This window comes from Phenylobacterium sp. (genome assembly GCF_030681155.1).
In the GTDB taxonomy this organism is placed as follows: Bacteria; Pseudomonadota; Alphaproteobacteria; order Caulobacterales; family Caulobacteraceae; genus Phenylobacterium.
In genome coordinates, this window is the sequence record NZ_JAUXXE010000050.1 from 121,729 (window position 1) to 133,174 (window position 11,446).

Annotated in this window: 12 protein-coding genes and 1 pseudogene; 7 read left to right on the plus strand and 6 right to left on the minus strand. The window is 64.9% G+C overall.

Going from position 1 to position 11,446, the window contains the following annotated elements:
- Positions 1-74: 74 nt before the first annotated feature.
- Together Q8M13_RS13260 and Q8M13_RS13265 are read right to left on the minus strand one after the other, a co-directional pair.
- Complete coding sequence (locus tag Q8M13_RS13260) at positions 75-839, minus strand: arginyltransferase (protein WP_305300435.1); 765 nt, start codon at positions 837-839, stop codon at positions 75-77.
- Positions 840-935: 96 nt separating this feature from the next.
- The gene (locus Q8M13_RS13265) at positions 936-1,841 is read right to left on the minus strand and encodes a flagellar motor protein MotB (RefSeq protein ID WP_305300436.1); all 906 of its coding nucleotides are present in this window, start codon (positions 1,839-1,841) and stop codon (positions 936-938) included.
- An 83-nt stretch (positions 1,842-1,924) separates the two neighbouring features.
- Between Q8M13_RS13265 and Q8M13_RS13270 the strand changes: the two genes are divergently transcribed.
- The gene (locus Q8M13_RS13270) at positions 1,925-2,779 is read left to right on the plus strand and encodes an NAD(P)-dependent oxidoreductase (RefSeq protein ID WP_305300437.1); all 855 of its coding nucleotides are present in this window, start codon (positions 1,925-1,927) and stop codon (positions 2,777-2,779) included.
- 61 nt (positions 2,780-2,840) lie between these two features.
- On the opposite strand, the gene Q8M13_RS13275 is transcribed toward Q8M13_RS13270, so the two are convergent.
- From Q8M13_RS13275 to Q8M13_RS13285, 3 genes are read right to left on the minus strand one after another with little or no spacing between them, the layout of a single operon-like run.
- Positions 2,841-3,230, minus strand: a complete 390-nt coding sequence (locus Q8M13_RS13275) for an NUDIX domain-containing protein (protein WP_305300438.1) — start codon at positions 3,228-3,230, stop codon at positions 2,841-2,843.
- Positions 3,227-4,237 carry a porphobilinogen synthase gene (gene hemB / locus Q8M13_RS13280; protein WP_305300439.1) on the minus strand — a complete coding sequence of 337 codons (1,011 nt, stop codon included), beginning with the start codon at positions 4,235-4,237 and terminating at the stop codon, positions 3,227-3,229. Before hemB ends, Q8M13_RS13275 begins: the two co-directional genes overlap by 4 nt.
- Positions 4,234-4,713: a hypothetical protein gene (locus Q8M13_RS13285; RefSeq protein ID WP_305300440.1), complete on the minus strand. Its 480-nt coding sequence runs from the start codon at positions 4,711-4,713 to the stop codon at positions 4,234-4,236. Before Q8M13_RS13285 ends, hemB begins: the two co-directional genes overlap by 4 nt.
- Before the next feature lie 103 nt (positions 4,714-4,816).
- On the opposite strand from Q8M13_RS13285, the gene Q8M13_RS13290 reads away from it, so the two are divergent.
- The 5 genes from Q8M13_RS13290 to hemA all read left to right on the plus strand — a co-directional run bounded on the left by Q8M13_RS13290 (position 4,817) and on the right by hemA (position 10,045).
- Positions 4,817-5,956, plus strand: a complete 1,140-nt coding sequence (locus Q8M13_RS13290; RefSeq protein ID WP_305300441.1) for an isobutyryl-CoA dehydrogenase — start codon at positions 4,817-4,819, stop codon at positions 5,954-5,956.
- Complete coding sequence (locus Q8M13_RS13295) at positions 5,953-6,996, plus strand: enoyl-CoA hydratase/isomerase family protein (protein WP_305300442.1); 1,044 nt, start codon at positions 5,953-5,955, stop codon at positions 6,994-6,996. The genes Q8M13_RS13290 and Q8M13_RS13295 overlap by 4 nt, the downstream gene beginning before the upstream one ends.
- A gap of 41 nt (positions 6,997-7,037) precedes the next feature.
- Positions 7,038-7,763, plus strand: a complete 726-nt coding sequence (locus Q8M13_RS13300; RefSeq protein ID WP_305300443.1) for a class I SAM-dependent methyltransferase — start codon at positions 7,038-7,040, stop codon at positions 7,761-7,763.
- A gap of 2 nt (positions 7,764-7,765) precedes the next feature.
- Entirely contained in the window at positions 7,766-8,659 is an 894-nt protein-coding gene (gene mmsB / locus Q8M13_RS13305) for a 3-hydroxyisobutyrate dehydrogenase (protein WP_305300444.1), read from the plus strand.
- A 156-nt stretch (positions 8,660-8,815) separates the two neighbouring features.
- On the plus strand, positions 8,816-10,045 hold the full coding sequence (gene hemA, locus Q8M13_RS13310; protein ID WP_305300445.1) for a 5-aminolevulinate synthase: 1,230 nt from the start codon (positions 8,816-8,818) through the stop codon (positions 10,043-10,045).
- Positions 10,046-10,281: 236 nt separating this feature from the next.
- On the opposite strand, the gene Q8M13_RS13315 is transcribed toward hemA, so the two are convergent.
- Entirely contained in the window at positions 10,282-10,713 is a 432-nt protein-coding gene (locus Q8M13_RS13315; RefSeq protein ID WP_305300446.1) for a MucR family transcriptional regulator, read from the minus strand.
- A gap of 188 nt (positions 10,714-10,901) precedes the next feature.
- Between Q8M13_RS13315 and glyA the strand changes: the two are divergent.
- Positions 10,902-11,446 (plus strand): annotated as a pseudogene (glyA, locus tag Q8M13_RS13320) (serine hydroxymethyltransferase); the annotation flags it as partial.

Consider the following 11,446-nt stretch of genomic DNA (forward strand, 5'->3'; position numbering starts at 1 on the left):
CCTGGCGAAGCTCTGATGGCTCCGTGGGAGACATGTGAGAACCGGCGAGGCCGGCTGTCAACGACGCGGTATGGTCAGGTCTCGACAGGGCGGACGCGGTCGCGGGCCGACATTAGCGACCAACCCTCGGGCCGCAGGAGTTCGATAGGCGAGAAGCGGACCTTGTAGTCCATCTTCTCAGAGCCCCGGACCCAGTAGCCCAGATAGACGTAGGGGATTTCGGTGAGACAGGCCTGGACCACGTGGTCGAGGATCACGAATGAGCCGAGGCTGCGCTTGCCCATGGTGGGATCGTAGAACGAATAGACGAGGCTCAGACCGTCGCTCATTAGGTCGACGAGCGCGCAGGCGATCAGATCACCGGGGCCGCCATCCTGGGACCGCAGGCGATACTCGATGATGTGGGTGCGGACCGCGGTGTCCTCGACCATGGCGACATAATCGGGCCAGGTCATCTCGGCCATGCCCCCATCGGCGTGGCGGGTCAGCAGGTAGCGGCGGAGCAGGTCGAACTGCTCCATCGTGGCCTCGGCCTCGACCAGATGGCGTTCGAGGTCGTCGTTGCGCGCAAGGACCCGTCGCTCCGAGCGCGAGAAAGCGTAGTCCTTGGCCGGAATGCGAGCCGAGACGCAGGCCGAGCAGCTCTCGCAGGCTGGGCGATAGGCTATGTTCTGGGAGCGCCGGAAACCCACCTGGGTCAGGCTGTCATTGACGTTGGCGCCGTCCGAGAGCGGTAGATGGGCGAAAACCTTCCGCTCGTGCCGATCCGGAAGGTACGGGCACGGGCTCGGCGCCGTCAGGAAGAACCTGAGTTGTCGTGTCGGAAAGTGCTGCGTCACGGACTTGCGATCGCTTTCGAACCACTGCGCCTGGGGAGATTAGGCGTCATCGAAAGCTCAGGCGCAAGGTCCCAAAATGTCAGCACCCGGCTTCCGTCACTGCAACCCGTGGTTTGGCGGCAGAACAGGCGCCTCCCGCAGAAGAACGATGGCGATGCGGCGATTACCGGCGAGCGTCGGATCATCCGGGTAGAGCGGCTCTGAATTGGCCTTGCCGGACACCTGATAGACGCGGTCCGGGTCGACGCCGGCTGATTGCAGCACGCGGCGCGAGGCATCGGCCCGCGCGGCCGACAACTGCCAGTCGCCATCGGGCTTGGCGCCATCCACTGAGGCGTTGGTGTGGCCCGCGATGCTGATCCGATTCGGCAGCTGGTTCACGATCTTGGCCACGGCGCGCAACAGCAACTTGGCGCGGTCGTTGGGCTCGGCGCGGCCGGTGGCGAACATCGAGCGGCCTTCCTGATCCACGAGCTGAATGCGCAGGCCTTCCGGCGTCTGGTCGATGAGGATGTTTTTCGAAAGCTCGGCGAGTTCCGGCATGTCCTGCAGCGCTTGGCGCAGAGACTGTGCGGCGGAGGCGAAGGCGGCCTGTTCGCGTTGAAGGATCGCCTCGCGCAGGGCCTCAGTGGAGGCTTCCGGAGACATTTCCTTGGCGGCGTCCTGCTGGGACCCGTCGTTCGGATTGGGCGATTCCGGGGCCATCTGTTCGATGATCGCCTGTGATCCGGCGCCTTGCGCGCCATCTTCGCCCAGGGCGGTGCCGCCCAGGATCCCGCCGGAGCCGGAAGTGGATTCGGAGATGCTGGCCGGGGCGAAATAGTCGGCGATGCCGCGCTTCTGCTCCGGGCTGGTGGTGTTGATCAGCCACATCAAGAGGAAGAAGGCCATCATCGCGGTGACGAAGTCGGCATAAGCCACCTTCCAGGCGCCGCCATGGTGAGCGTGCCCTCCGGCCTTCTTGACCTTCTTGATCAGGATAGGCGCTTCGCCCATCGCCATGTTCAAACCCCGTCCGCCCGATTCCAGCGCAGATTGGCGCGGGGCCCGTTAAGATGACGTTGAGTTGAGAGAAGGACGTGCGGATGAGAGTCGCTTTCGTGGGCCTGGGCGTGATGGGCTTTCCCATGGCCGGTCACCTGGCCAAGGCCGGCCACGACGTCTCGGTGTTCAATCGTAGCCCGGAGAAGGCGCAGCGCTGGGCCGCGGCATACGGTGGGCGAGCGTGTGGGACTGCGGCGCAAGCGGCCGAAGCTGCTGAGATCGTCTTCCTGTGCGTCGGCAACGACGACGACGTGCGTGGCGTGGTCGCGGACATTCTGTCGGCGATGGCTGCGGGCGGCGTCGTTGTGGACCACACCACTACATCGGCCAAGGTTGCGCGTGAAATGGCGGCCTTGGCGGGCGAGGGCGGCCGTTGGTTCGTCGACGCCCCGGTCTCCGGCGGCCAGGCGGGCGCGGAGAATGGTCAGTTGACCGTGATGTGCGGCGGCGAGACAGGCGCCTATGCTCGCGCCGAGCCGGTGATCGCCGCCTTCGCCAAGGCCTCGCGACTGATGGGCGGGCCGGGCGCGGGCCAGCTGACCAAGATGGTCAACCAGATCTGCATCGCTGGGATCGTCCAGGGCCTGGCCGAAGGCATGCACTTCGCCAGGCGCGCCGGGCTTGATCCCCTGGAGGTGGCGGCGGCGATCTCGAAAGGCGCGGCGCAGTCCTGGCAGATGGACAATCGCTGGGGAACGATGGCGCAGGGCGAGTTCGACTTCGGCTTCGCCGTCGACTGGATGCGCAAGGATCTCGGCCTCGTGCTCGACGAGGCGCAGAGCAATGGCGCCAAGCTGGACATGACCGCCCTGGTGGACGGCTACTACGCCGAGGTCCAGGCGATGGGCGGGAACCGCTGGGACACTTCGAGCCTGGTGGCGCGGTTGGAGAAATAGCCCCCGCCATCTCGTCGTCCTCCCGGCTCGCGACGCGCGGTCTGAAGGATGACGTCTTGGGCTATATCGCGGTCAGTCGCGGCAGCACCTGACGCTCCAGCAGCGGTGCGAAGCGGACGCTGGGCGGAGATTGCGGGTCGATCCAGAGCAGTTCTTCGATCTCGGCCTTGGCGATCGCGTCGCCAGCGACGACCGCCAGATAGATCGCCCCATAGACACGGGTGTCGGGCTCGTTGGCGGCCGGGGCGTCGAATGTGCCGAGGTGATCGGCGGTGATCAGGTCGCAGCCGATCTCCTCGCCCAGTTCTCGCGAAAGGGCGGCGATGTCGCTTTCGCCAGCCTCCCGCTTGCCTCCCGGCAGCATGAAGGCGGTCGTGCCGCGCTTGCGGACGGTCAGGACGCGGCCGCCGACGTCACGAATGACCCCGGCGACGATCTCTACGGCTTTCACGCGCCCAGCATTTTCGCCGCGCGTGGCGCGAAGTAGGTGATGACGCCGGACGCCCCGGCGCGCTTGAAGGCGCCTAGGCTTTCGAGAATGGCCCGCTCCTCGTCGATCCAGCCGTTCTGGGCCGCGGCCATGATCATTGCGTACTCGCCCGACACCTGGAACGCGAAGGTCGGCATCTGGAAGGCCTCGACCACGCGGCTAACGATGTCGAGATAGGGCATGCCTGGCTTGACCATGACCATGTCGGCGCCCTCGGCGATGTCGAGGGCGACCTCGCGCAGGGCCTCTTCGGTGTTGGCCGAGTCCATCTGGTAGGTTTTCTTGTCGATCGGCGCGCCGCCGGTGCCGAGCTTTCCCGAGCCGATCGCATCACGATAGGGACCATAGAAGGCCGAGGCGAACTTGGCGGCGTAGGACATGATCATCGTGTCTTGCAGGCCGGCGCCTTCAAGCGCGGTGCGCAGGGCGGCGCAGCGGCCGTCCATCATGTCGGAGGGGGCCAGGATATCGCAGCCGGCCTGGGCCTGGATCAGGCCCTGTTCCACCAGGCGCTCGATCGTCGGATCGTTGGCGATCTTGCCGTTTTCGATGACACCGTCGTGGCCGTGATCGGTGAAGGGGTCGAGCGCGACGTCGCACATGATCCCAACCTCGGGGGCCGCGTCCTTCATGGCCTTGATCGCGTTGGCGATGACCCCGTTCGGGTCGGCGGCCTGGGAGCCGAGCGCGTCCTTCTTGGAGCCGTCGATATGCGGGAAGATGGCGATGGCCGGGATGCCCAGCTTGCGAGCCTCGACGGCGGCCTTGGCGCATTCCTTGACTGACAGGCGCGCGACGCCGGGCATCGAAGCCACGGGAACCTCGCCATCGCCCTCGTGGACAACCATCGACCAGATCAGGTCGGCCGGGGTCAGGACGCTTTCCCGGACCATGCGGCGGATCCAGTCAGCCTGGCGCAGACGGCGAAGGCGGAGGGCGGGGTAGGCGGCGAGGGGGGCAGGGCTCATGGCCGCGCGCTGTGGCCCATCCCCCGCTCGGACGCAAGCCTGACGACGCCAAAAGCCGGCGCCAAGATCAGCCAGACGCCGCCCAGGGCCGAGAACAAGGCCGAGGAAACCAGCATGGCTAGCAAGGGACCGTCGAGCGTGACGTTCGATAGGTCCAGCTTCACGTTGTCGTGCACGTCCCAGCCAGGGACCTGGGTGACCTGGAAGAGTTCGCTGGTCACCCGAATGACCACGCCGAGCAAGCTGACGCCGGCGGCCAGGGCCAGACAGAAGGCGACCCAGAAAACGCGGATCTGGAATCGGTAGTGCGAGCCGATGGTCTGGGGCGCTTCGTCGCGCTGGGAGTAGGCGATGATGGCGGCGATCAGGGCGGGCACCCCGGCGAAGAAGAGCGAGGCGAACAGCAGCCCGTAATTGATAAAGGCGAGATTCCGCACAGAGTCGCTCGCACGCCCGCCGACCGCTTCATTCGCCATTCAAAGACCTCGAAGAAAGCGCGCCTCAGCGTCGCGTCGTTGACAGGTTGCGCCAGCAGGGCGACTTGCTCAAGTCAGCCTCTGCAGACGTGAGTTCGAGCGCATGGATTTCGCCCTATCCGACGATCAACGCGCAATACAAAGCGCGGCCATGGCCTTTTCGGAGGCTGAACTTGCCCCGCACTCAGCGCGCTGGGATGAGGAAAAGCATTTTCCGAAGGACGTTTTGCGCCAGGCGGCGCAGATGGGGTTCGCCGGAATCTACATCGGCGAGGATGTCGGCGGCGCCGGCTTGACCCGGTTGGACGCTTCGATTGTCTTCGAGGCCCTCAGCTATGGCGACGTCTCGGTTGCGGCCTATCTCACCATCCACAACATGGCCTCGTGGATGATTGACCGGTTCGGCGACGACCAGTTGCGCCAGCGCTATCTGCCGAGTCTGACCAGCATGGAGTTGATCGCCAGCTACTGCCTGACCGAGCCAGGGTCTGGCTCCGACGCTGCGGCGCTGCGGACCAGCGCGGTCCTAGACGGCGACCACTATGTCTTGAACGGCTCGAAAGCCTTCATCTCCGGCGGCGGGGTTTCTGACCTCTATGTCGTGATGGCGCGCACCGGCGACGCGGGCGCCAAGGGCGTCTCGGCTTTCGTGGTCGAGAACGGCGCGGCGGGCCTGTCGTTTGGGGCCCAGGAGAAGAAGATGGGCTGGAACGCCCAGCCCACCGCCCAGGTGAATTTCGACAATCTGCGGATCCCGGCGGCCAACCGGATCGGTGGTGAGGGCGAGGGGTTTCGCTTTGCGATGATGGGGCTGGACGGCGGGCGGCTGAACATCGCCTCCTGCTCGCTCGGAGGCGCCCAGCTCGCCCTGGACACGGCGCAGGCCTACATGAGCGAGCGAAAGCAGTTCGGGAAGCAACTCGCTGATTTCCAGGCCCTGCAGTTCAAGATCGCTGACATGGCCACTGAGCTTGAGGCCGCGCGCCTGATGGTGCGGCGGGCGGCGCATGCGCTGGACAACGGTGATCCCCAGGCGACCAAATATTGCGCTATGGCCAAACGGTTCGCGACTGATGCGGGCTTTGACGTGGCCAATCAGGCGCTGCAACTGCACGGCGGCTACGGCTATCTGAAGGACTATCCGCTTGAGAGAATCGTCCGCGACCTGCGCGTCCACCAGATCCTCGAAGGCACCAATGAAATCATGCGGGTGATCATCGCCCGGGAGATGTTCCGGCAATGAGCGACGTCCTGAGCCGTATCGAGGGCCTTGTCGGCCGGATCACCCTGAACCGGCCGCAGGCGTTGCACGCCCTGACGACCGACATGTGCCAGGCGATGACCTCGGTGCTGATGGCCTGGCGTGAGGATCCGGCAGTCGAGCTGGTCCTGCTGGATCACGCCGGCGAGCGCGGCTTCTGCGCGGGTGGCGACATCCGGATGCTGGCCGAAAGCGGCGCGAGCGACGGCAAGGCTGCGCGCGAGTTCTTCTTTATCGAGTACCGGCTGAACCACCTGCTGTTCGAGTACCCGAAGCCGGTCGCGGTGATCATGGACGGGATCACCATGGGCGGCGGCGTCGGTCTGGCCATGCCGGCCCGCTATCGGATCGCCACCGAAAAGACGACGTTCGCCATGCCGGAAACCGGGATCGGCCTGTTCCCCGATGTCGGCGGCGGCTGGTTCCTGCCGCGCATGCCGGGCCATATCGGCGTGTGGCTGGCCCTAACTGGCGCGCGGATCAAGGCGGCCGATTGCGAGCTGGTCGGGGTCGCCACCGACTTCGTGGAGAGCGTCAAGATCGCCGACCTGAAGGCGGCGATCCTAGCCAATCCTGCCGCCATCGAGACAATCCTGACGGAGTATGAAGGGGACGCTGGTCGCCCGCCGCTGGCCGGGCACCAGGACGAGATCGACAAAGTCTTCGCGCTCGACGGCCTTGAGGCGATCTTGGCTGCGCTGAAGGCCTCCGGGAGCGATTGGGCCAATGAACAGCTCAAGGTGATGGCCACCAAGTCGCCGCAGACGATGAAGGTGGCCTTGCGGCAGCTTCATCTCGGCGGCCAAGCCAAGACCTTCGCCGAGAACATGGCGATGGAGTACCGGATCGGCGCGCGGGTCGTGCAAAGGCACGACTTCCTGGAGGGCGTTCGGGCCGTGATCGTCGAGAAGGATCACGCGCCGCGCTGGAATCCTCCAACGCCGGAAGGCGTCAGCGAAACCATGCTCGATGCGATTTTTGCAGGTCTTCCTTCCACAGAGGAGTGGACGCCCCTAACTTGAGCGCAACGGCGGCCATCGAGCACGCCGATGGAGGAAGCAAGATGACGCGCAATCTGTTGATGGCCGCCAGTGCGGCCCTGTTGCTTTCCGTGTCCGCTGCTCACGCCGCGCCGCCGGCCAACGTCGTCACCGCCGTCGCCGACGCGAGCCGTCCAGAAGCCGACAAGGCCCGCGACGCCGCGCGCAAACCCGCTGAGATTCTGACGTTCGCGGGGGTGAAGTCCGGCGACAAGGTGGTCGAGCTTCTGCCGGGCGGGGGGTATTTCACCCGCGTGCTCAGCGCCGCTGTTGGGCCGACCGGCAAGGTCTACGCTGCGGTGCCGGCCGGAGACGTCGAAAAGACCAAGGCGGCTCTGCAGAAGGGCAATGTCGAGGTCGTCACCCTTGACGCCAAGGACTTCAAGACGCCCGAGCCGGTGGACGTGATGTTCACCGCCCAGAACTACCACGACTTCCATCTGAAGCAGCTCGCCCTCGACGTGCCGGCCGTCAACAAGACGCTCTACAACACCATCAAGCCGGGTGGGATGTTGCTCATCATCGACCATACGGCGGTGACGGGCGCACCGATCGAAGTCGCCGACAGCCTGCACCGGATCGATCCGGCCATCGTCAAGCGCGAGGTCGAGTCGGCAGGCTTCAAGTTCGTCGGCGAGGACAATGCGATCCGCAATCCGGCCGACGACAAGAGCGTGAACGTGTTCGACCCGAAGATCCGCGGGAAGACCGACCAGTTCGTCTACAAGTTCCAGAAGCCCAAGGCCTAGTCATGCACATCGCGTTCATCGGCCTGGGCAACATGGGCGGCGGCATGGCCGCCAATCAGGTCAAGGCCGGCCATGAGGTCGCGGCCTTCGACCTCTCGGCCCAGGCGCTGGATCGCGCAAAGGCCGCGGGGTGCTTGCCGGTCGCGAGTGTGGCCGAGGCAGTCGCCAAGGCCGACGCCGTGGTGACCATGCTGCCCGCCGGGGCCCATGTTCGCGCCGTCTATGCCGAGCAGATTCTGCCCAATGCGCCGAAGACCGCCTTGCTGATCGATTGTTCGACCATCGACGTGGAGAGCGCCCGGGCCGTCGGTCTTCAGGCACGCGAGCTGGAGTTCCGGTTCGCCGACGCCCCGGTCTCCGGCGGCACAGCGGCGGCCGATGCCGGCACGCTGGCCTTCATGGTGGGCTGTGACGAGGGCGATTTCCCCGCAATCGAGGCCGTCGTCCAGCCGATGGCGCGGGCGGTGATTCGAGCGGGAGATCACGGCGCGGGGCAGGCGGCCAAGATCTGCAACAACATGGTGCTCGGAATTTCCATGCTTGGCGTCTGCGAAGCTTTCGCCCTGGCTGAGAAGCTTGGTCTCGATAGCGAGCGCTTCTTCGAGATCGCCAACCAGTCCTCCGGCCAATGCTGGTCGTTGTCGACCTACTGCCCGTGGCCGGGCCCGGTGGCGACCGCGCCGTCGAACCGCGGTTATGAGGGCGGATTTGCCACAGCCATGATGCTGAAGGACTTGAAGCTGGCGCAACAGGCCGCTGCTGCGGCCGGCGCCGCCGCGCCGATGGGCGCTCAGGCAGAGGGGCTGTACGCCTTATTCGATCGGCTGGGATACGGAACTAAGGACTTCTCCGGAATTGTGCAGATGCTTCGCGGTCGCTTGGATGAACTCGCTTGATCGATCACGAAGGCTGAGCAGCCGCTTACGAATTCTGATCGACTGCGGCGTGACAGATTGTAGACAATCGGCGCGGGTGGCGCGATAAGCCCGGCCATATCAAGAGGACCGCCCGCGGCGCGAGATCGTCGAACGTCCAGGGCGGAGTTCAAATCGATGGATTACAAGAACGCCTTCGCTTCCGCCCTCGAACAGATTCGTTCGGAAGGCCGATACCGAGTGTTCGCCGATTTGAAGCGTCATCGCGGCCAGTTTCCGCAGGCGACGTGGACTCAGGCTGACGGCACGCAGTGCGACGTCGTGGTCTGGTGCTCCAACGACTACCTCGGTCAGGGACAGAACCCCATCGTCACCGACGCCATGCACAAGGCGATCGACGAAGCCGGCGCCGGCTCGGGCGGCACGCGCAATATTTCGGGCACCACTCACTACCATGTCGAGCTGGAGCATGAGCTCGCCGACCTGCATGGCAAGGAAGCGGCTCTTCTCTTCACCTCGGGCTACGTCTCCAACGAGGCGTCGCTCTCGACGCTGTTCAAGATCCTGCCGGGTCTGATCATCTTCTCCGACGAGTTGAACCATAACTCGATGATTTCCGGCATCCGGGCTGGCGGGCGCGAGAGCCGCCGGGTCTTCCGGCACAACGATCTGGCGCACCTGGAAGAATTGCTGGCCGCCGCGCCGGCTGATGCGCCCAAGGTGATCGCCTTCGAAAGCGTCTATTCCATGGATGGCGACATCGCCGACATGGCGGGCACCGTGGCCTTGGCCAAGAAGTACGGCGCCATGACCTATCTGGACGAAGTCCACGCGGTCGGCATGTACGGACCGCGCGGCGCGGGCGTCGCTGAGCGCGACGGCGTGATGGATCAGATCGATATTGTCGAAGGCACGCTGGGCAAGGCGTTTGGCGTGATGGGCGGTTACATCGCCGCCGACGCCGTGATCGTGGATGCGATCCGCTCCTATGCCGACGGCTTCATCTTCACGACGTCGATCCCGCCGGCGCTGGCGGCCGGAGCGGTGGCTTCGATTCGTTGGCTCAAGGAGCACAACGAGGTTCGGGAGGCTCATCAGGAGCGCGCCGCGACCCTGAAGGCCCGTCTTCGCAAGGCCGGCCTGCCGGTGATGGACTCGGTCAGCCACATCGTGCCGGTGCTGGTGGGCGACGCCGTTCACTGCAAGATGATTTCGGATATCCTGCTGGCCGATCACGGCATCTATGTGCAGCCAATCAACTATCCCACTGTGCCGCGCGGCACTGAGCGTCTGCGCTTTACGCCGTCGCCCGCCCATACCGACGAGATGATGGACGCCCTGGCTGACGCGCTCGAGAAGCTGTGGGTTCGTTGCAACATTGCGCGCGTCGGCGGCGTCGCAGCCTAGCCGATTTTACTTTGGGATGACGCAGGCCTGCGTCATCTCGGCCTCCTTGGAGAACCAACGGGTTCACAAAACAAGCTGATTGCTACGCCTCGGACGAGGCTCAAACGTCCCACTCACATACGCGCTTGCGGCGCTTTGACTGGAACTTGGGAACGCGCTTCTGCGCAGTTCCCACCAAGTATCCTGTCGCTCCTGCCAGATCCCAAGTTCGTTGGGAGGAGCGCAGGGTATCGCCTTCATTTCCCTCGACGTACGCCGCGGCCCAGGCCGATTTCCTTCGCGAAGGCCGAGCGCCGCGCCGCGTAGGCCGGTGCGACCATCGGATAATCCGGCGGCAAGCCCCAACGGCGACGATAGTCATCAGGGCTCATATCGTAGCGCGAGCGCAGGTAGCGCTTGAGCATTTTGAGCTTCTTGCCGTCTTCCAGGCAGACGATGAAGTCGTGCTGGATGGAACGATTTATGGGAACAGCGGGTTTGGGCCTCTCTTCCGGCACGGCGACGGTCGACCGATTGAGGCCTTCCAGCGCGCCGTAGACCGACCGAATGATATCGGGCACCGCGTCGGCGGATACGGAATTTCGGCTGACATAGGCCGCGACGATGTCCGCGCCCAGTCGCATCAGTTCCTCGCCCGAACGCCCCTCGGGCTCGGCTTCGATACTCATTCAGGATCCCCTGGCAACACGATGAACCGCAACGGGCGCGCGCAAGCACGCGCACCCCCACGTTTGACGCAACGTTGCAGAGAGAAGTTCGTTCCCCGCCGTTGGATCACACGACCGATGGCGTTAAAGAGCGCTCGACGAGGCGCTCGCCCGATATCCGCCTCCACCGTTTCCCGAAAGGCCCGCCCATGACCGTGCACGCCCAAACCCCTGCAGACGCATTCTTCACGTCCAACGTCGCCCAGACCGATCCCGACATCGCCACGGTGCTGTCCGGCGAACTGAAGCGCCAGCAGGATCAGATCGAGCTGATCGCCTCGGAGAACATCGTCTCGCAGGCCGTCCTGGACGCCCAGGGCTCGGTGCTGACCAACAAGTACGCCGAAGGCTATCCGGGCAAGCGCTACTACGGCGGTTGTGAAGTCGTCGATGTCGCAGAGGAAATCGCCATCGCGCGGGCCAAGCAAATCTTTGGCTGTGAGTACGCCAACGTCCAACCGCACTCGGGCAGCCAAGCGAACCAGGCGGTGTTCATGGCGACCATGAGCCCGGGCGACACCTTCATGGGCATGGACTTGTCGGCCGGCGGTCACCTGACTCACGGCAAAAACGTGAACCAGTCGGGCAAGTGGTTCCGGCCGGTCGCCTACGGCGTGCGGCAGCAGGACCACCTGATCGACTACGATATGGCCGCTGAGGTCGCCCTGGCCGAAAAGCCCAAGGTGATCATCGC

Bases quoted from the DNA above. Each gene is read 5' to 3' on its own strand.
- Q8M13_RS13270 (WP_305300437.1), top strand. From the start codon at position 1,925: ATGAGAGTCGCTTTCGTGGGCCTGGGCGTGATGGGCTTTCCCATGGCC.
- mmsB (WP_305300444.1), top strand. From the start codon at position 7,766: ATGCACATCGCGTTCATCGGCCTGGGCAACATGGGCGGCGGCATGGCC.
- Q8M13_RS13295 (WP_305300442.1), top strand. From the start codon at position 5,953: ATGAGCGACGTCCTGAGCCGTATCGAGGGCCTTGTCGGCCGGATCACC.
- Q8M13_RS13300 (WP_305300443.1), top strand. From the start codon at position 7,038: ATGACGCGCAATCTGTTGATGGCCGCCAGTGCGGCCCTGTTGCTTTCC.
- hemA (WP_305300445.1), top strand. From the start codon at position 8,816: ATGGATTACAAGAACGCCTTCGCTTCCGCCCTCGAACAGATTCGTTCG.
- Q8M13_RS13290 (WP_305300441.1), top strand. From the start codon at position 4,817: ATGGATTTCGCCCTATCCGACGATCAACGCGCAATACAAAGCGCGGCC.
- Q8M13_RS13315 (WP_305300446.1), bottom strand. From the start codon at position 10,713: ATGAGTATCGAAGCCGAGCCCGAGGGGCGTTCGGGCGAGGAACTGATG.
- Q8M13_RS13265 (WP_305300436.1), bottom strand. From the start codon at position 1,841: ATGGCGATGGGCGAAGCGCCTATCCTGATCAAGAAGGTCAAGAAGGCC.
- Q8M13_RS13285 (WP_305300440.1), bottom strand. From the start codon at position 4,713: ATGGCGAATGAAGCGGTCGGCGGGCGTGCGAGCGACTCTGTGCGGAAT.
- hemB (WP_305300439.1), bottom strand. From the start codon at position 4,237: ATGAGCCCTGCCCCCCTCGCCGCCTACCCCGCCCTCCGCCTTCGCCGT.